Below are 19,508 nucleotides of genomic sequence, written 5' to 3' on the forward strand. Positions count from 1 at the left end.
CTGCCCAAAGGCGCTTCCTGCCGTGTTACCCTTGCGAGATGGGAATGGACATCAATGGGCATGAAAAAGAAGACCGGCCTGATCCTGACAGGCGGGGGGGCACGGGCCGCTTACCAGGTCGGGGTACTGCAGGCGATCGCGGAAATCCTGTGGGATGAGGGCTGGGCGCCGGCGCGCAGCCCGTTCCAGATCATTTGCGGTACTTCGGCCGGCGCCATCAATGCCACGGCGCTGGCCTGCCGTGCCGACAATTTCGGCGAGAGCGTGGCCAAGCTGATGGACGTGTGGTCGCACATTACCGTCGAGCAGGTGTACCGCGCCGATTCGCTGGGCGTGCTGCGCTCCGGCGCGCGCTGGCTGTCGCTGCTGTCGTTCGGCTGGCTGTTGCGCAAATGGCGCGCGGCGCCGCCGGCCTCGCTGCTCGACAATACGCCGCTCGTCAGCCTGCTGCACCGCATGCTGGACCTGCCGCGCCTCGATGGCGTGCTGCAGGAAGGGCTGCTGCATGCGCTGGCCGTCACCGCATCGTCGTACACCGGCGGGCAGCACATCACGTTCTACCAGACCGCCGCCGAGATCGCGCCGTGGATCCGCATGCAGCGCACCGCGCTGCAGGACCAGATCGGCGTCGAGCACCTGCTTGCATCGTCGGCGATTCCCTTCATTTTTCCAGCCACCCCGCTGTACGTGGGTGGGCAGCGCGAATATTGCGGCGACGGATCGATGCGCCAGCTTGCGCCGATCTCGCCGGCCATCCACCTGGGCGCGGCGAAAGTGCTGGTGGTCGGCGCCGGACGGCTGACAGAGACGGCGCGCAACGGCGGCGCCAACGCGCGCTATCCGAGTCTGGCGCAGATCGCCGGCCATGCGATGTCGTCGATCTTCCTCGACGGCCTGGCGATGGATATCGAACGGCTGAACCGCATCAACAACACGCTGTCGATGCTGCCCGCCGAACTGCTGGAGAAAACGCCGCTGCGACCCGTCGACCTGCTGGTGATCGCGCCTTCCGAGCGGCTCGACGACATCGCTTCGCGCCACGTCGGCAGCCTGCCGGCGCCGATCCGCGCGATGCTGTCCGGGATCGGCGCGACCGAGGCGCGCGGCGCCGCGCTGGCGTCCTACCTGCTGTTCGAGTCCAGCTACACCAATGAGCTGATCCGCCTGGGCCAGCGCGATACCCACGCCCGGCGCGCCGACGTGCTGGCTTTCTTCGGCCATTGAGGGCGCCACGATGAGCATGAGCGCGCGCCTTCTTCTGCTGTGCCTGCTTTTGCTGGCCGGCCTGGCTGCCGCCGCGCCACCGCGCTCGCTGCGTTTCGAACAGCTGAGCGTGCAGGATGGCCTGCCGCAGGAATCGGTGCTGGCGATCGCGCAGGACCGCCAGGGCTTCATCTGGTTCGGCACGCAGGGCGGGCTTGCGCGCTATGACGGCTACCGCATCGTGACCTACCAGCACGCGCTGGCCGATCCGCACAGCCTGTCGCAGAACTGGGTGCGTGTGCTGCACGTCGATCCGGCCGGGCGCCTGTGGGTGGGCACCGACAATGGCCTGGACCTGTTCGATCCGCTGACGCAGCGCTTCACGCACTACCGGCCGGTGGAACCGGAGCAGCGCGGCAACGGCAACCGGCACATACGCGCCATCGTCGACGATGGCGCCGGCGGCCTGTGGATCGGCACCTCGGACGGCCTGCAGCGCCTCGATCCGGCGACCGGGCGCTTCACGATCCATCATCATGCGGCGGACGATGCCGGCAGCCTGTCGCATGACCAGGTCAATGCGCTGGCGCGCGATGCCGCCGGCCGCCTGTGGATCGGCACTTCGGCCGGCGTCGACCTGCTGGCGCCGGGAATCACCGGCATGACGCGCTTCACCGTCACGGGCCCGGATGGCACGCGTCCCGTTGCGGTGCAGTCGCTGCTGGCCGACCGCGATGGCACGCTGTGGGTGGGCACGCACGCCGGTATCGAGCACTGGCGCCTGGCGGCGCCGGCCGTGGCGCCGCGGCGCGAGCGGCTGCCCGACAGTGCGGGCCTGCCGGCCGGCACCGTGATGAACCTGTACCAGGATGTCGACGGCACCGTGTGGGTGGGCATGCGCAACGATGGCCTGTTCCGCTGGCATCCGGAGGCACGCCAGTTCCTCGGCTACCGGCATGAGCTGGGCGATGCGCACAGCCTGGCGGACGATTATGTGTCGGCGCTGTTCCGCGACCGCGTGGGCACGTTCTGGGTGGGCACCTGGTTCAACGGCGTCAGCCGGGTGGACCTGTCCAGCGGCGGCTTTGCCCGCCTGGTGAAGAATCCCGACCAGCCGGGAACGCTGAGCGACTACCGGGTGCGCACCATCGCCGATGCCGGCGGCGGCAAGCTATGGGTCGGCAACGACCATGGCCTGAGCCTGTACGACCCGGTCGGCGGCACGGCCCGGCTATACACCCTGCCGCAGGCCGGCAACGGCCGCGGCGACGCGAACGTGACGGGATTGTGGCGCACGCCCGGCGGCACGCTGTGGGTGGGCAGCCGCGCCGGCGTGCGCACGTTCGATCCGCGCGAAGGCCGCTTCGGACCGCTGCTGCTCTCGCGCGGCAATCCCGAACTCGACACGGTGCGCTACGTGTTCGGCGACCGCGCCGGCATGATCTGGGTCTCCAGCAAGGCGGGGCTGTACCGGATCGATCCGGCTGGCGGCGCCATGCGCGCGTTCCGGCATGATCCGGACAACCCCGCCAGCCTGGCCGACGACACCGTCCGTCCGGTGCTGGAGGACAGTCGCGGCAACCTGTGGGTGGGCACGTTCAACGGCCTGGGTCTGCTGGACCGCAGCACCGGGCGCTTTCGCCATTTCCGCCACGATCCGCGCGATCCCGGCAGCCTGTCGCACAACGAAGTGCACTACCTGCACGAGGATGCGCAGGGTACGCTGTGGGTCGGTACCGCGTCGGGCCTGAACCGGATGCGGCACACCGCCGGCGGCGTTTCGTTCCGCCGCTACACGCGGCAGGATGGCCTGGCCGACGATGCGATCGCGGCGATCCTTCCGGATCGCCAGGGCAGGCTGTGGCTGTCGACCAACAGCGGGCTGTCCAGCCTCGATCCGGCCACCGGCCGGGTGCGCAATTACTCCGGCGCCGACGGCACGATCGAGGGCGCCTACTTCGACGGCGCCGCATTCGCCGCGCCGGACGGTACGCTGTACTTCGGCGGCTTCAACGGCATCACGGCGTTCGACCCGGCCGCGGTTCGCCCGAACGGCATCGCGCCGGTCGTTGCGATCACCGACTTCCAGATCTTCAACCAGTCGGTGCGCCCCGGTGCCGCGCGGCCCGACGGCGACGTGATCCTGCAGCGTGCCATCGAGGCGACCCGCGCGCTGACGCTCGATCACGAAGACTCGGTCTTCTCGCTCGAATTCGCCGCGCTGCATTTCGCCTGGCCGCAGAACAACCGCTTCGCCTACCAGCTCGAAGGCTTCGACCGCGACTGGGTCAGCACCGGCGCCGGCAAGCGCTTCGCCACCTACACCAACCTCGATCCGGGCCGCTACATGTTCCGCGTGAAGGCGGCCAACAAGGATGGCGTGTGGGGCGAACCGACCGCGCTGGCGATCACGATCCTGCCGCCGGTGTGGAAGACCTGGTGGTTCCGTTCGCTGGCGCTGCTGGTGCTGCTGGGCGGCGGCTTCGGCCTGTACCGCGCGCGGATGCGCGTGCTGCGCGGCCAGCGTCTGCGGCTGGAACAGCAGGTGAGCCTGCGCACGGCGGAGGTGGAAATGAAGAACCGCCTGCTGATCGAGCAAAAGCGCGAACTCGAACAGCGTGACGAACGCCTGCGCCATGCCGCGCAGCGCGCCGAGGACGCCACGCGGCAAAAGTCCGAATTCCTCGCCAACATGAGCCACGAGATGCGCACCCCGCTGGCTGGCGTGATCGGCATGCTGGGCTTCGCGCTGCGCGACCGTGCGCTGCAGCCGGTCACCCGCGAGCAGATCGAGCGCGGGCAGGCCAATGCACAGTCGCTGCTGTCGATCATCAACGACCTGCTGGACTTTTCCAAGATCGAAGCGGGCAAGCTGACGGTGGAGAAGATCGATTTCGCGCTGGCCGCCACCGTGGAGAACGTGGCCAGCCTGTTCGAGGAACAGGCCGCCGCCCAGGGCGTGGATTTCCGCATCGATTACGCGCGCGACCTGCCGCACTTCGTGGTCGGCGATCCGACCCGGCTGCGCCAGGTGCTGGTCAACCTGGTCGGCAATGCCTTCAAGTTCACGCAGCGCGGCCACGTCACGCTGCGGGTGGCGCGCGCCGGCGGCAGTGCAGGGGAGGGCAGCGCAGCGGGCAGCAATGCAGCAGGCAGCAATGCAGCGGGCAGCAGTTCAGCGGGTTGCGCGCTGATCCGCTTCACGGTCGAGGATACCGGCATCGGCATCCCGCCCGCCGAGCTGCCGCGCCTGTTCGAGAAGTTCGAGCAGGCCGACGCCACCACGACGCGGCGCTACGGCGGCACCGGCCTGGGCCTGGCGATCTGCCGCCAGCTGGTGGACCTGATGGACGGCGAGATCGGCGCGCACAGCACGCCCGGTGCCGGCAGCGTGTTCTGCTTCACGGTGCCGCTGTGCGAGGGCGTACCGCCGCCGCTGGCGCCGCAGGTGGCGCGCACGCCGCACACGCACCGCCTGAAGGTATTGTGCGCGGAAGACTTCCCGACCAACCAGATCATCATCCGCGTGATGCTGGAGGACATGGGGCACGGCGTCGACATCGTCGGCAACGGCGCACTGGCGGTGGCCGCGTGCGCGCAGACGCGCTATGACCTGGTCCTGATGGATGGCCGCATGCCGGAACTGGACGGCCCCACGGCCACGCGGGCGATTCGCGCCGGCGGGCCGGCCGGCGCTCCGGTGTGCGACCGCGACCTGATGATCGTGGCGCTGACGGCCAACGCCAGCGAAGAAGACCGCAGCCGCTACCTGGCCGCCGGCATGGACGACTTCCTGACCAAGCCCGTCAACGAAGATGCGCTGCACCTGCAGCTGGCCCGTGCCATCGAGCGCCAGCTGGCGCGCGGCGTGGTGCTCGACCCGCTGCCGGTGCTGCCTTCCCGCCAGGCGGCGCCGCGCCCCAGCGTGGCGGAACTTGATGCGATGTTCGGTGTCGATACCGGCCAGCCGGCGGCAGGGCTGCCGGCTGACGCAGCCAGCGCGGCCAGCGCGCTGCGCCTGCGGCTGCGCGATGCCTTCATGGCCGACCTGCCGCGCAAGCTGGACGAGCTGGACGCGGCCCTGGCCGCCGCCGATGCCGATGCGGCCGGCCGGCTGTTCCACGGCATGAAGGGCAGTGCCGCCTACCTGCAGGAGACGGAACTGCAGGCGCTGTGCGCCGAGCTGGAACGCGCCGCCGACCGCGCGCTGTGGCCGGCGATCCGGCTCAAGCTGCCGCGCCTGCACGCCATGCTGGGACGGATGCTGGCCCCGGCCGAGGGCGGACGCACCGCATGACCGGCGTTTCCCGTGCGCGCTGCCAGTCGTTATAATCGCCACCCGCCGGCATGGAGCGAAGAGGGAGAGTCATGAAAGTACTGGTAGTCGACGACGACGTCGTGTCGCGGATGATGCTGATGCACCTGATCGACAGCTGCGGCAGCTACGACATCGCCGAAGCCGAAGATGGCGCCGACGCATGGCGGCAGCTGGAGGCCGGCCTGCGCCCGGCGGCCTGTTTCTGCGACATGCGCATGCCGCGCATGTCCGGCCTGGAACTGCTGCAGAGGGTACGCGGCGATGCCGGCCTGGCCGCGTTGCCATTCGTGCTGGTGTCCTCCGCCAACGATCACGAAACGGTGGAGCAGGCTGCCCGGGCCGGTGCCACCGGCTACATCGTCAAGCCGTTCGAGCCGGCGCAGGTGCGCGCGCAGCTCGATGCGCTGGCCGCACCGCCGCAAGCCACGCTACCGGCTGCGCTTGAAGCCGAAGAACCGGCGGCCACGCGGGCGCGGCTCGGCATCGACGCCGGGCGCCTGGCTGCCTACCTGGCGGGCCTTGAGACGCAACTGCTGGCCGCGGCGGCGGAACTGGAAACGCTGCTGCTGCGTGGCGAGCGCGAAGAGGCCGCGGCGCGGCTGGAGCGCCTGCGCGGCGGCTGCGCCACGCTTGGGCTGACTGGCGCGGCCGGGGCCCTGGCAGCGCTGCCCGCGAACACGGCCGCGCTGGCGCCGATGCTTGCCGCGGTGCGCGACGCCGTGCGCCGCCAGGCCCGGCGGCTGAGCGCGTGAAGCCGGCGCCGGCCGCCTCGCCGCGCGGTTCCACGGCTGCTTGTGCCATGGTGCGTTTGGGCCTAAAGTAAGTGGGCAGTCCACCCTTCCACGACAAGGCGATCATGGACCACTCCACGCAAGGCACCGCCAGCGCGCACGCCGATCCGTTCGCGCGGGATCACCTGCCACCCGCCGAACTCTGGCCCGAACTCGTGTTCGACCTGCCGGAGCTGCATTACCGATCCCGTATCAACTGCGTTGCCGAGTTGCTGGACCGCCACGTGGCCGCCGGCGATGGCGCACGCATGGCGCTGGCCAGTGAAACCGAACGCTGGACGTACGCGCAACTGCAGGAGCGCGTCGACCGCATCGCCAATGTCCTGCGCGGGCCGATGGGCCTCGTGCCGGGCAACCGTGTGCTGCTGCGCGGCACCAATACGCCCTTGATGGCTGCCGCCATTCTCGCGGTGCTGAAGGCCGGCCTGGTCGCCGTGCCGACGATGCCATTGCTGCGTACCCGCGAGCTGGCGGCGATCGCGGCGAAGGCGCGCGTGAACGCGGTATTGTGCGCCGCGGCGCTGCGCGCCGACCTGGACGCGGTGCCGGACCTGCCGCCCGTCGTGTATTTCGGCGCAGTGGAGGCATCGCAGGAAGCGCTGGAAACGCTGGAAACGCTGATGGCGCAGGCCCCGGCTACGTTTGCCGCCTGCGATACGGCGGCCGACGACGTCTGCCTGATCGGCTTTACCTCCGGTACCACGGGCGTTCCGAAGGGGACCATGCATTTCCATCGCGACGTGCTGGCGATCTGCGACTGTTTCCCGCGCCATACGCTGCGCACGCAGCCATCGGACGTGTTCATCGGCACGCCGCCGCTGGCGTTCACCTTCGGCCTGGGCGGCCTGCTGCTGTTTCCGCTGCGGGTGGGCGCAAGTGCCGTGCTGCTGGAACGGCTGACGCCGGAAACGCTGCTGGCGGCGATCGAACGCCACCACGCCACCGTGTGTTTCACGGCACCGACCATGTACCGGCAGATGGCGGCGCTGGCGCCCGGCCATGACCTGTCGAGCCTGCGCGAGACCGTGTCGGCGGGCGAGGCGCTGCCGGCGGCCACGCGCGAGGCCTGGCAACGGGCGACGGGGCTGGCCATGATCGACGGCATCGGCTCGACGGAGATGCTGCATATCTTCATCTCCGCCGCGGGGAGCGAGGTGCGCCCGGGCGCCACCGGCAAGCCGGTACCCGGCTACCGCGCCTGCGTGCTCGATGCGCAGGGCAACCCCGTGGGGCCCGGCGTGGTGGGGCGGCTCGCCGTGAAAGGGCCGACCGGCTGCCGCTACCTGGCCGATGCGCGGCAGAACGATTACGTGTGCAACGGCTGGAACCTCACCGGTGACGCCTATGAGATGGATGCCGACGGCTACTTCCACTACCGTGCACGCACCGACGACATGATCGTCTCGGCCGGCTACAACATCGCCGGCCCGGAAGTGGAGGACGCGCTGCTGCGCCATCCGGCCGTGGCCGAGTGCGGCGTCGTCGGCAGGGCCGACGACGCGCGCGGCCAGGTCGTGGAGGCGCATGTGGTGCTGCGGCCCGGGCATGACGCCACGGCCGCGCTGGAAACCGCACTGCAGGACTTCGTCAAGGCCCAGATTGCGCCCTACAAGTACCCGCGCCGCGTGGTGTTCGCCACGTCGCTGCCGCGCACCGAGACCGGCAAGCTGCAGCGCTTCCGGCTGCGCCAGCCATGAACGTTCTGTGCATCGGCGGCGGCCCGGCCGGCCTGTATGCCGCATTGCTGCTGAAGAAGGCGGATCCGGCGCGGCGCGTCGTCGTCGTCGAGCGCAACCGGCCGCACGACACGTTCGGCTGGGGTGTCGTGTTTTCCGACCAGACGCTGGACAAGCTGCTGGCCGCCGACGAGCCTTCGGCGCGCGACATCCTTGCCGCGTTCAATCATTGGGACGACATCGAGGTCTTCTTCAAAGGGGAGCGCATGCGTTCCGGCGGCCATGGCTTTGCCGGCATCGGCCGCAAGCGCCTGCTCGGTATCCTGCAGCGGCGCTGCGAGGCCCTCGGCGTGGAGCTGGTATTCGAGACGGACGCGGCCGACGAGCAGGCACTGGCGGCGCGCTACGGTGCCGGCCTGGTGATCGGCGCCGACGGCCTGAACAGCCGCATCCGCTCGCGCCATGCGGACAGCTTCGCACCGCAGGTGGAAGCGCCGGCCGGACAACATGCCGAACAACAGTCCGAACAACAGTCCGAACAACAGCCCGAACAACAGGCCGAATCGCGGCGGTGCCGCTTCGTGTGGCTGGGTACGACGAAGAACTTCGATGCGTTCACGTTCGACTTCCGCGAGACCGAGCACGGCTGGTTCCAGGCCCACATCTACCAGTTCGAAGCCGGCATGTCGACGTTCATCGTGGAGGCGCCGGAAAGCGCATGGCGCGCCGCCGGCCTGGAACACATGACGCAGCAGGAATCGATCGCGTTCTGCGAGCGCCTGTTCGCCGAACGGCTGGAAGGCCATCCGCTGATGTCGAACGCGGCGCACCTGCGCGGTTCGGGCATGTGGCTGCGTTTTCCACGCATCGCGTGCGAGCGCTGGGTGCACTGGAATGACCGCTTGCCATGCGTACCGGTCGTGCTGGCCGGCGATGCGGCGCACTCGGCGCATTTTTCGATCGGTTCCGGCACCAGGCTGGCGCTGGAGGACGCGATCGCGCTGGCCCGCTGCATCGACGGGCATGGCGATCTGCGGCAGGCCCTGGCCGCCTACGAAGCGGAGCGCTCGGTCGAGGTGCTGAAGCTGCAGAGCGCGGCGCGCAATTCGATGGAGTGGTTCGAGAACGTGCAGCGCTACGCCGCGCTGGACGCGCCGCAGTTCGCCTATGCGATGCTGGCGCGCAGCCAGCGCCTGTCCCATGAAAACCTGCGCATGCGCGACCGCGGCTACGTGGCTGGCTACGAGCGCTGGTTTGCACTGCGCGCCTTTGCACAAGCCGGAGTGAAGCCGCCGGACGATTGCGCGATACCGCCGATGTTCACGCCGTTCCGGGTGCGCGGCCTGGTGCTGAAGAACCGCATCGTGGTCTCGCCGATGGCGCAGTACAGCGCCGTCGACGGGCTGGTCGGCGACTGGCACCTGCTGCACCTGGGCGCGCGCGCGGTCGGCGGGGCGGCCCTGGTCATGGCGGAGATGACGTGCGTCTCGGCCGACGCGCGCATCACGCCGTGCTGCCCTGGCCTGTACGAGCCAGGGCACACCGCGGCGTGGCGCCGCATCGTCGATACGGTGCATGCGACGAGCGATGCGAAGATCGGCATCCAGCTCGGCCATGCGGGCGCCAAGGGCTCCACGCGCGCCATGTGGGACGGTATCGACCAGCCGCTGGACGATGGCAACTGGCCGCTGGTATCGGCATCGCCGCAGCAATACCTGGAAGGCGTTTCGCAAGTGGCACGCGAAGCGGGTGCCGCCGACATGGACCGCATCGAGGCCGACTTCGTGCGTGCCACGCAGGCGGCGCACGAGGCGGGCTTCGACTGGCTGGAACTGCATGGCGCGCATGGCTACCTGCTGTCATCGTTCATGTCGCCGCTGACGAACCGGCGCGGCGACATGTATGGCGGCAGCCTTGAAAACCGCTGCCGGTTCCCGCTGCGCGTGTTCGCGGCGATGCGTGCCGCCTGGCCGGCGCACAAGCCGATGAGCGTGCGCATCTCGGCGCACGACTGGGTCGATGGCGGCATCACGCCGGATGACGCGGTGCGCATCGCCCGGCTGTTCAAGGATGCCGGGGCGGACATGATCGACTGCTCGTCCGGCCAGGTCAGCAAGCGCGAGCGGCCCGTGTTCGGACGCATGTACCAGGCGCCGTTCGCGGATCGCGTGCGCAACGAGGCAGGCATCGCCACGATCGCCGTGGGCGCGATCTATGAAGCCGACCACGCCAACGGCATCATTGCCGCCGGCCGCGCCGACCTGTGCGCGGTGGGCCGGCCGCACCTTGCCAACCCGGCATGGACGCTGGCGGAGGCGGCGCGCATCGGCTACCGCGCCATGCCGTGGCCGCGGCAATACCTGGCCGGCAAGGGGCAACTGGAGCGCAACCTGGAACGGCAGCGGCAGGAATGACGGCGCAAGCCAGTACGGATGACAGGGCACCCGGATGCCCGCAAGGAGAGAAAAACATGAAATACCTGCAGGGGCAGCCGCATGCGCTGCCGGGCCACCGCGCGCTGTTGGCCGGCCACGTGGCACGCCACTTCCTGTTCGCGGTGGAGGAAGGCGTGGCCACGGTCACGCTGAACCGGCCGGAACGCAAGAACCCGCTGACATTCGAATCGTATGCCGAATTGCGCGACCTGTTCCGCGCGCTGGCCCATGCCGATGACGTGAAGGCCGTGGTGATCGCCGGCGCCGGCGCCGATTTCTGCTCGGGCGGCGACGTGCACGAGATCATCGGCCCGCTGACGCAGCTCGACATGCCCGGCCTGCTGGCATTCACCCGGCTCACGGGCGACGTGGTCAAGGCGATGCGCGCCTGCCCGCAACCGGTCATCGCGGCGATCGACGGCGTCTGCGCCGGTGCCGGCGCGATGCTGGCGCTGGCTTCCGACATGCGTTACGGCACGGAGCGCAGCAGGACCGCCTTCCTGTTCACGCGAGTGGGCCTGGCCGGTTGCGACATGGGTGCCTGCGCGCTGTTGCCGCGGGTGATCGGGCAGGGTCGCGCGGCCGAGCTGTTGTACACGGGTCGTTCGATGTCCGGCGTGGAAGGCGAGCGCTGGGGTTTCTTCAACGCGCTGCACGCGCCGGAGGCGCTGGCCGATGCCGCGCATGCGATTGCCCTTGGCCTGGCGCGCGGCCCGACGTTTGCGCACGGCATGACGAAGAAGATGCTGCAGCAGGAATGGAACATGGGCATCGACGAAGCGATCGAGGCGGAGGCGCAGGCGCAGGCCATCTGCATGGCGACCAACGATTTCCACCGGGCCTACCACGCGTTCGTGGCGAAGCAGAGGCCCGCTTTCGAAGGAGATTGACATGGCGGACAAGGCATACCTGGACTGGCCGTTCCTCGAACCGCGCCACCGCGCACTGGAAGGGGAGCTGGATGCATGGGCGGCCGCGCACCTGGGCGGCGCCCATTCCGCCGACGTGGATGCCGCATGCCGCGCACTGGTGCGGCACCTGGGCGACGCGGGCTGGCTGCGGTACGCTGTCGGCGGTACGCAATATGGCGGCATGGGCGAGGCTCTCGACACGCGTGCGCTGTGCCTGATCCGCGAGACGCTGGCGCGGCATGACGGCCTGGCCGACTTCGCGTTCGCGATGCAGGGGCTCGGCTCGGGCGCGATCAGCCTGTTCGGCAGTGCAGGACAAAAAGAGGCATATCTGCCGCGCGTGGCGCGGGGCGCTGCAATCGCGGCGTTCGCGCTGTCCGAACCGCAAGCCGGATCGGATGTGGCGGCAATGGCCTGCGCGGCGGTGCGCGAGGGCGGGCATTTCGTGCTCGATGGCGAGAAGACATGGATCTCGAACGGCGGCATTGCCGATTTCTATCTCGTGTTCGCGCGTACCGGCGAAGCGCCCGGCGCGCGCGGCATCAGTGCATTCATCGTCGATGCCGATGCGCCGGGCCTGTCGATCGCCGAACGGATCGATGTCATTGCGCCGCACCCGCTGGCGCGGCTGCGCTTCGATGGGTGCCGGATTCCGGCAGGCAGCCTGGTCGGCGAGGCGGGGCAGGGTTTCAAGGTGGCGATGGCCACGCTCGATGTGTTCCGTACCTCGGTTGCCGCCGCCGCGCTGGGTTTTGCCCGGCGCGCACTGGACGAGGCACTGGCGCGTGCCGCGTCGCGCCCGATGTTCGGCCGCGTGCTGGCCGACTTCCAGCTGACGCAGGCGAAGCTGGCGCAGATGGCGACCGGTATCGATGCCGCGGCGCTGCTGACTTACCGCGCCGCGTGGCTGCGCGACAGCGGCCAGCGTGTGACGAAGGAAGCCGCCATGGCGAAGATGACCGCGACCGAGACGGCGCAGCAGGTCATCGATGCGGCGGTACAGCTGTTTGGCGGGCAGGGCGTGGTCAGCGGCGAAATGGTGGAGCGGCTGTACCGGGAGATCCGCGCGTTGCGCATCTACGAGGGCGCGACCGAGGTGCAGCAGCTGATCATTGCACGCGAACTGCTGCGTGCTTCGTCCATGGAGCGTTGACGATGGAAATATTGCAGCCGCCCGGCTGGCCACGGCCGAAGGGATACTCGAATGGCATTGCCGCCAGTGGCCGGATGGTGTGTGTCAGCGGCATGGTGGGCTGGAATGCCGAGGGGATATTCGACAGCGACGACTTTTCCGCCCAGGTGCGCCAGGCGCTGCAGAACATCGTCCTGGTGCTGGCCGAAGGGGGAGCAAGACCGGAGCACATCGTGCGGATGACATGGTTCGTGGTGGACCGGGACGAATACCTGTCGGCCCAGCGTGCCATCGGCGCCGCGTATCGGGATGTGATCGGGCCTCACTATCCGGCGATGTCGGCCGTGGTGGTGGCCGGCCTGATGGAAGCGCGTGCACGGGTGGAAATCGAGGCGACGGCGGTGGTGCCGGGATAGCGGGTTACGACAATGGCAATCGACGTCGTGGCGATCGGTGCCGGTGGCGAGGGGCGGCCATGACGCGCACGCAAGCGGGGCGGGCCGCTGCTGATGTTATACTTAAGCCACTAACGGAAATATTCACTCCGTGCCTGGATCCTCTGACCAGGCAGATTCCGCAGCAGGCATGCATGGCATCGACGTATTTCGGGCTCGCCGTGTTCGGTCGTGGTGTTGTTCATTCCATGCTGTCGCCGTGCATCCGGCGAAGTCTTCACAACATCATGACAGCCGGTCCCGCCAATTGCTTTCCGGGCATTGCAGGCCGCTCGCTGTGCGATATAGGCAATCCAGTCCGCCTTTGGAATGCATTCGCAACTCGCGTGAGCCGAGGGGCGGGCCACAGTCGGGCCACGCGACATCCCGGCGATGGATCGTCATCATTTTGTTGCAATAAATGTATAGAATGTCCGTGCATTTATTGCTCTCTGGCGCCGCGTAGCCGGTGGGTGGCGTTTGGCCAGCTCATCAATACGATATTGACATTAGTCTTGTCTAGTTTACAATGCGCTGCTAAAAATTCTTGTTTTCTCGGGTAGCCGGACGCCCTGGGAACGCCTTCGAAAAGGCATATTGCCGGGATGCAAATGGATAAAAAAATTTCAGTGATGGTGCTGGGGCTGCGTGGTTTTCCGCAAGTCCAGGGCGGCGTCGAGACCCACGCGGAACATCTGTACTCCGAACTGATCGAGATGGGATGCGATGTGGAAGTCGTGGTACGCGACAGCTACCAACCGCGCGATAACCCTGCGGTCTGGAAAGGCATTTCCTTCACGCGACTGTGGGCTCCCCGAAAGAAGAGTCTCGAAGCGATCGTGCACACACTGATCGGCGTGCTGTATGCCGCAGTACGCCGGCCCGATATCCTGCACATCCATGCTATCGGGCCGGCGCTGCTGACGCCGGTCGCGCGCATGCTGGGTCTGCGTGTCGTGGTAACGCATCATGGCCCGGACTATGACCGCCAGAAATGGGGACGTTCCGCGAAAACCATCCTTCGTCTTGGTGAACGCTTCGGCATGCGCTTTGCAAACCGCCGGATCGTCATTTCCAACGTGATTCGTTCGCTGGTCATGGAAAAATACAGCCGCGACAGCACGTTGATTCCGAATGGCGTGACGATGCCCGAGATGCCCAGGACGACAGGCACGCTGAACTCGTTTGGCTTGCAGCCAGGCAAATACGTACTGCTGGTGAGCCGCCTGGTCCCGGAAAAGCGCCACCTCGATCTCATCAAGGCATTTGCACGGGCCGGCCTGGATGGCTGGAAACTGGCCCTGGTCGGAGCTTCCGATCACCCGGACGACTATACCCGCTCGGTACTGGAGTCCGCGGCGAAGACGCCCAATGTGGTCTGCACGGGTTTCCAGTCCGGACTGGCGCTGCGCGAACTTTATGCCCATGCGGGGATTTTCGTCCTGCCTTCGTCCCATGAGGGGCTGCCGATCGCCCTGCTTGAAGCGTTGAGTTATGGATTGCCGGTCATTGCCAGCGATATCCCGGCCAATCTCGAAGTGCAAAACCCTGGTATCGATTTTTATCCTACCGGCGATGTGGAGAAACTGGCTCTCCAGTTGCGTGCCAAAGCCATCGCGCCGCGCGATGCGACAACGATTGCTGCAATACAGCAGCATGTTGCCGAGTCTTATCGATGGACTACCATTGCGCGCGAAACGCTGGATGTCTATTCGGAAGTCCTGACATTCCCGAAAGCACTGTCGTACAAAGCGTAAGTGATTTCATAGTATTGCAATGATGAGTTTCGTCCAGGATGTGACAACGCATCCTGGATGAATAAAGACACGAGAATTCGAAAATGCGCATCGATTTGCGCTCGTAGAGGAAGCTGATTTTGAAGAATATGCTGTTGCAGCTGGCAGGGACGGAATCGTGATGAACAAGCCTGACTCATCGCGCCGTCTGCTTTCGATTAATAACTATTATTATCGCCGCGGTGGAGCGGAAGTTGTTTTTCTCGAGCATAATCGTCTTTTCAAGGATGTTGATTGGGAAGTCATTCCCTTCGCCATGCGTCATGCGAAGAATTTCAAGTCGGAATGGGAAGACTATTTCGTCGACGAGATCGAATTTGGAAATTCCTATTCGCTCCCTGAAAAAATGGCAATGGCGCAAAAAGTCATCTTCTCCCTGGAGGCCAGGAAGAAGATCGGTGCCCTGGTAGACAAGGCGCGTCCCCATGTGGCTCATGCGCACAATGTCTATCATCATATTTCGCCGTCGATCTTCGGGGCATTGAAGCAGAAAGGGGTTCCTACCGTCCTCACGCTGCATGATCTGAAGATTGCCTGTCCTTCCTACAAGATGCTGACGCATGACGGCATCTGCGAGCGCTGCAAGGGCGGCAAGGTCTGGAACGTGCTTTCCAATCGCTGCGTGAAGGGTTCAACCGTGATCAGTGCCATTGCGCTGGCTGAAACGGTGGTCAATCGGGCTCTCGGCAGTTATACGAAGAATGTCGATCGCTTTGTCGTGCCCAGTAAGTTCTTTATCGAGAAGTTCGTCGAATGGGGTTACGAAAGGGAGCGCTTCTTCTATATTCCCAACTTCGTGGATACCGCCGCACTCGTGCCAGGCGGCGATCCGGGCGAGGCATTCACGTTTGCAGGCCGGCTGGGGCCCGACAAGGGATTGGGTACCTTCATCCGCGCCGCGGCAATGGCCGGCGTGAAGGCGCGCATCATTGGTACCGGTCCGGAGGAAGAGAATCTCAAGGCACTCGCCCATTCGCTGAATGCCGATGTCGAATTCCTGGGCTACCAGAGTGGCGAGGCACTCTTCAATGCGATCAGGACTTCCCGCGCTACCGTATTGCCATCCGAATTGTATGAAAACGCACCCATGAGCGTCATGGAATCGTATGCGCTGGAGCGGCCCGCGATTGGCGCACAAATTGGCGGTATCCCCGAACTGATGCGGCGCGGTGAAACCGGTGAGTTATTCCAGAGCGGGAACGTGGAGGACCTGGCCAGGGTCTTGCGCGAGTACTCCGGGAAAAGCACCGCCCAAATTGCCGCCATGGGAAAAGCGGCGCGCGCCTGGATGGAAAAGGATTTCACCGATATTCGTTATCGCGAACGAATGCTCGACCTTTACGCAGGGATGGGAGTGCGCTAAGGCAATCGTTGCTCTGCGTGGTGACGATTTTCCCGAGGGGCCTGCACGGCATTCCACGGCCAACAGAACCTGTTGTCGGGTTCCCCGGGCATCGGCGTCATTGTCGCCGGCAGGGCGAGTATGAAAGCACATCATTGCAGATAAGTTACACTATGGCATTTTTCTGTTGAAATGATGCGCGAACAAACGATCCTGTTGCTCGGGCCATCCAGGGCTGCCGTCAGTGGCGTCAGCACGCATCTGAACCAGCTGTTTTCCTCGTCGCTTGCCAAGGAAGTCAGGCTGGTTCATTTCCAGGTCGGCAGCGAGGGGCGCAAGGAAGGCAAGGCCGGGAAGCTGTGGCGACTGCTGGCGAGCCCGCTGCAACTGATGGGGGCCATCTGCCGGGTGCGGCCGCAGATCGTCCATATCAACACTTCGATGGATGCCAAGGCATATTGGCGCGATCTCGGCTACCTGCTGGTGGCCAAGCTGCTGCGCAGGCGCGTGGTGTACCAGGTGCACGGCGGCGCGCTGCCCCAGGATTTTTTCGCCGATAAACCCTGGCTGACGGCATTGCTGCATCGCGTGCTGCGCCTGCCGGATCTCGTCGTGCTGCTGGCCCAGCAGGAGTTGCAGGCTTACCATGCCTTCGATCCGCAGTTGCCGCTCAGCGTGATTCCCAATGCGATCGAGCTGCCGCCTGATCCGGCGTACAAGATGGCTGCGACGGCCGGGCCATTATCGCTTGCCTATGTAGGCAGGCTCTCCGCCGAGAAAGGCCTGTTTGAACTGGTCGAAGCGGTCGCCGAAGTGGTCCGTGCCGGGCGCTCGCTGACGGTCACGGTCGCCGGGGGCGGCCCGGACGAGGCGGCGTTGCGCGAACGGGTGACCCGGCTCGGACTCGATGGTCACGTCAACTTCGTCGGCCCCGTATTCGGCGAGCAGAAGACGGCCCTGCTGAATAAAGCCGACGTGTTCGGCTTTCCCACGCGCCGTGAAGGCCTGCCATACGCATTGCTTGAAAGCATGGCCGCACGAACCCCGGTCGTGATCTGTCCCGTCGGCGCGATTCCGGACGTGATGCAGGACGGCGTGCATGGAATTTTCGTGCCGCCCGGCGACGTCGGCGCCCTGCGCGACGCGATCTTGCGGCTCGACCAGGATCGGGCACTGCTGCGGAGCATGGGCAACGCCTGCCGGGAACGCGTCCAGGCGCATTATTCACTGAACCGGCTCAGCGCCGATTTCCAGGCGGTGTACGCCCGGTTGCGCTGAGCCGATTGCCACCACACCAGGATCGACTCGTCATGTGCGGTACCGCTGCCTTCATCATCGTTGCCGGAACGCCCGGGGGCCACGGCGCAGGTCGTCGCCGATCGCGGGCCGTGACATGAGTACCCTTGCATGGAAACTGAACCGGCTGCGCGTGATGGGCGTGGCCGAAGTATCGCATCGGGTTGCCACGGCAATCGGCCAGCGGCTACAGGCGGCTGGATGGGGGCTGGCCGATTCGCCGCCGCCGCCATCGCTCGAGCGATTCGGCAAAGGGTGGGTGCCACTGCTGCCCGCGGATCCCGCGCCATGGATCGCCGCGGCCGAGCGCGTACTCGCCGGCAGGTTCGACGTGTTTGCCGAGCAGGCCGTCCCGCTCGGCTTCCCGCCGGTATGGAACCGCGATCCGCGCACCGGCAGGCAGGCACCCCTGTCGTTTGGCAAGCTGCTCGACTACCGTGACGAAGCGGTCGTCGGGGATATCAAGTGTCTTTGGGAACCGAACCGCCATGGCAGCCTGAGCGACCTTGCGATGGCGTACGCGATCAGCGGGAATGTCCGCTATGCCAACGGGATACGGACCCTGCTTGATTCGTGGTTCGCGCAATGCCCTTATCCGCTTGGCGCCAACTGGAGCAGTGCGCTGGAAGCGGCCATCCGGTTGATCAGCTGGCATTACACCTGGCACCTGCTGGGCGGGGCTGAATCGGTGCTGTTCGAGGGTGAGGAGGGGCGCCGCTTCCGCGACCGCTGGCTCGCGAGCGTCTACCAGCATTGCCATTTCGTTGCGGGGCATCTTTCGCGCCATTCATCGGCCAATAATCACCTGTTCGGAGAACTGACAGGCTTGCACGTGGCGGCATTGACGTGGCCATGCTGGCCGGAAAGCGAACGCTGGGCCCGTCAAGGCCGGGAGGAACTGGAAGCCGAGGCCTTGCGCCAGAACTATGCCGACGGCGTGAATTGCGAACAGGCCATTTATTATCAGTTTTCGGTGGCGGACGAAATGCTGCTCAATATGATGGTTGCCTCCGCCAACGGGCGGCCATTGCCGCCGTCATTCCTGGGGCGGCTGGAAAAGATGATGGAATTCGTCGCGGCAATGAGCAACGTGGCCGGCGAAGTGCCGATGGTCGGAGATGCCGACGATGCGTTGCTGGCTTGCTGGGACCGCGAAGCAGGGTTCAATCCTTACCGCTCGCTGCTGGCGACCGGCGCGGTGATCTTCCAGCGAGCCGATTTCAAGCGCAAGGCGGGCCGCTTCGATGCGAAGAGTGCCTGGCTGCTCGGCCCCGAAGGCAGGGCGGCCTGGGAGCGGCTCGATGCGGTGCAGGCGCCGGCGGAGCAGTCCCGGCAATTCCCGGATGGTGGCTACACCATATTCGGGCGGGCCCTTGGGCAGCCCGATGAAGTGCGCGTAGTCGCCGATGCCGGCCCGCTCGGCTACCTGGGCATTGCCGCGCACGGCCATGCGGACGCGTTATCGTTCACCTTGTCCATCGGCGGTGCAATGCTGCTGGTCGATCCCGGGACGTATGCCTATCATACGCACAAGAAATGGCGGGATTACTTCCGCGGCACGAGTGCCCACAACACGGTGCGCGTCGATGGGCTGGATCAATCGGAATCCGGCGGCAATTTCCTGTGGCTGCGCAAGGCGCGGGCGCACTGCGATGCATGGCAGCCCGGCCCCGAGCGCGACTACTGGGCGGGCAGCCACGACGGCTATACCCGGCTGGCGGATCCCGTCATCCACCGTCGCAGCCTGGACTTCGACAAGCTGTCGGCGACCCTGACGGTCGAAGATGTGCTCGAATGCCAGGGCGAGCATGACGTGGAGTGGTTCTGGCATGTCGACCCACGCTGGGAATTGCGCATCACCGCCGGCGGCGTCGAATGCCGGCACGGTTCGCAACTGATCCGTATTGCCATGCAGCTGGCCAGCCCTCCATCACTGCTGCGCGCCAGCGAAGACCCGCCGGGCGGCTGGATCGCCTGGCGGTTCGAGGAAAAAGTACCGACCAATACCCTGGTCTGGCGTGAACGGATACGGGGTACGGTACGGCGGAAAACGGTCTTCGCGCTGTCGGCCGGCTGACCTGGAAGATCAATTTTCGTCAGGGATCGGTGCGGTGAACTGGCGGAAACATCGAGCGCCGCGCGGACAGCGGCTTGCAGGGCGGAACGGGGACTGA

At 66.3% G+C, this 19,508-nt stretch carries 12 protein-coding genes; all 12 read left to right on the plus strand.

Annotation, left to right across the window (positions count from 1 at the left end; genetic code table 11):
- Window positions 1-54 precede the first annotated feature (54 nt).
- Entirely contained in the window at window positions 55-1,224 is a 1,170-nt protein-coding gene (locus tag ACY34H_RS09205; protein ID WP_464977190.1) for a patatin-like phospholipase family protein, read from the plus strand.
- 16 nt (window positions 1,225-1,240) lie between these two features.
- Window positions 1,241-5,500 carry a hybrid sensor histidine kinase/response regulator gene (locus tag ACY34H_RS09210; RefSeq protein WP_464977191.1) on the plus strand — a complete coding sequence of 1,420 codons (4,260 nt, stop codon included), beginning with the start codon at window positions 1,241-1,243 and terminating at the stop codon, window positions 5,498-5,500.
- A 71-nt stretch (window positions 5,501-5,571) separates the two neighbouring features.
- Window positions 5,572-6,273, plus strand: a complete 702-nt coding sequence (locus ACY34H_RS09215; protein ID WP_464977192.1) for a response regulator — start codon at window positions 5,572-5,574, stop codon at window positions 6,271-6,273.
- Window positions 6,274-6,377: 104 nt separating this feature from the next.
- On the plus strand, window positions 6,378-8,009 hold the full coding sequence (locus ACY34H_RS09220; RefSeq protein WP_464977193.1) for a benzoate-CoA ligase family protein: 1,632 nt from the start codon (window positions 6,378-6,380) through the stop codon (window positions 8,007-8,009).
- Entirely contained in the window at window positions 8,006-10,402 is a 2,397-nt protein-coding gene (locus ACY34H_RS09225; protein WP_464977194.1) for an oxidoreductase, read from the plus strand. The genes ACY34H_RS09220 and ACY34H_RS09225 overlap by 4 nt, the downstream gene beginning before the upstream one ends.
- Window positions 10,403-10,458: 56 nt before the next feature.
- Entirely contained in the window at window positions 10,459-11,313 is an 855-nt protein-coding gene (locus ACY34H_RS09230; protein ID WP_464977195.1) for an enoyl-CoA hydratase family protein, read from the plus strand.
- A 1-nt stretch (window position 11,314) separates the two neighbouring features.
- Entirely contained in the window at window positions 11,315-12,487 is a 1,173-nt protein-coding gene (locus ACY34H_RS09235; RefSeq protein WP_464977196.1) for an acyl-CoA dehydrogenase family protein, read from the plus strand.
- A 2-nt stretch (window positions 12,488-12,489) separates the two neighbouring features.
- Complete coding sequence (locus ACY34H_RS09240; protein WP_464977197.1) at window positions 12,490-12,882, plus strand: RidA family protein; 393 nt, start codon at window positions 12,490-12,492, stop codon at window positions 12,880-12,882.
- 629 nt (window positions 12,883-13,511) lie between these two features.
- Entirely contained in the window at window positions 13,512-14,657 is a 1,146-nt protein-coding gene (locus tag ACY34H_RS09245) for a glycosyltransferase family 4 protein (protein WP_464977198.1), read from the plus strand.
- A gap of 160 nt (window positions 14,658-14,817) precedes the next feature.
- Window positions 14,818-16,059: a glycosyltransferase family 4 protein gene (locus tag ACY34H_RS09250; protein ID WP_464977199.1), complete on the plus strand. Its 1,242-nt coding sequence runs from the start codon at window positions 14,818-14,820 to the stop codon at window positions 16,057-16,059.
- A gap of 171 nt (window positions 16,060-16,230) precedes the next feature.
- The gene (locus tag ACY34H_RS09255; RefSeq protein WP_464977200.1) at window positions 16,231-17,316 is read left to right on the plus strand and encodes a glycosyltransferase family 4 protein; all 1,086 of its coding nucleotides are present in this window, start codon (window positions 16,231-16,233) and stop codon (window positions 17,314-17,316) included.
- 115 nt (window positions 17,317-17,431) lie between these two features.
- On the plus strand, window positions 17,432-19,411 hold the full coding sequence (locus ACY34H_RS09260) for a heparinase II/III family protein (RefSeq protein WP_464977201.1): 1,980 nt from the start codon (window positions 17,432-17,434) through the stop codon (window positions 19,409-19,411).
- Window positions 19,412-19,508: the final 97 nt, after the last annotated feature.

It is taken from the genome of Pseudoduganella sp. jia 9 (assembly GCF_055502615.1).

Bases quoted from the DNA above. Each gene is read 5' to 3' on its own strand.
- ACY34H_RS09250 (WP_464977199.1), top strand. From the start codon at position 14,818: ATGAACAAGCCTGACTCATCGCGCCGTCTGCTTTCGATTAATAACTAT.
- ACY34H_RS09240 (WP_464977197.1), top strand. From the start codon at position 12,490: ATGGAAATATTGCAGCCGCCCGGCTGGCCACGGCCGAAGGGATACTCG.
- ACY34H_RS09230 (WP_464977195.1), top strand. From the start codon at position 10,459: ATGAAATACCTGCAGGGGCAGCCGCATGCGCTGCCGGGCCACCGCGCG.
- ACY34H_RS09205 (WP_464977190.1), top strand. From the start codon at position 55: ATGGGCATGAAAAAGAAGACCGGCCTGATCCTGACAGGCGGGGGGGCA.
- ACY34H_RS09210 (WP_464977191.1), top strand. From the start codon at position 1,241: ATGAGCGCGCGCCTTCTTCTGCTGTGCCTGCTTTTGCTGGCCGGCCTG.
- ACY34H_RS09255 (WP_464977200.1), top strand. From the start codon at position 16,231: ATGATGCGCGAACAAACGATCCTGTTGCTCGGGCCATCCAGGGCTGCC.
- ACY34H_RS09225 (WP_464977194.1), top strand. From the start codon at position 8,006: ATGAACGTTCTGTGCATCGGCGGCGGCCCGGCCGGCCTGTATGCCGCA.
- ACY34H_RS09245 (WP_464977198.1), top strand. From the start codon at position 13,512: ATGGATAAAAAAATTTCAGTGATGGTGCTGGGGCTGCGTGGTTTTCCG.
- ACY34H_RS09235 (WP_464977196.1), top strand. From the start codon at position 11,315: ATGGCGGACAAGGCATACCTGGACTGGCCGTTCCTCGAACCGCGCCAC.
- ACY34H_RS09260 (WP_464977201.1), top strand. From the start codon at position 17,432: ATGAGTACCCTTGCATGGAAACTGAACCGGCTGCGCGTGATGGGCGTG.
- ACY34H_RS09215 (WP_464977192.1), top strand. From the start codon at position 5,572: ATGAAAGTACTGGTAGTCGACGACGACGTCGTGTCGCGGATGATGCTG.
- ACY34H_RS09220 (WP_464977193.1), top strand. From the start codon at position 6,378: ATGGACCACTCCACGCAAGGCACCGCCAGCGCGCACGCCGATCCGTTC.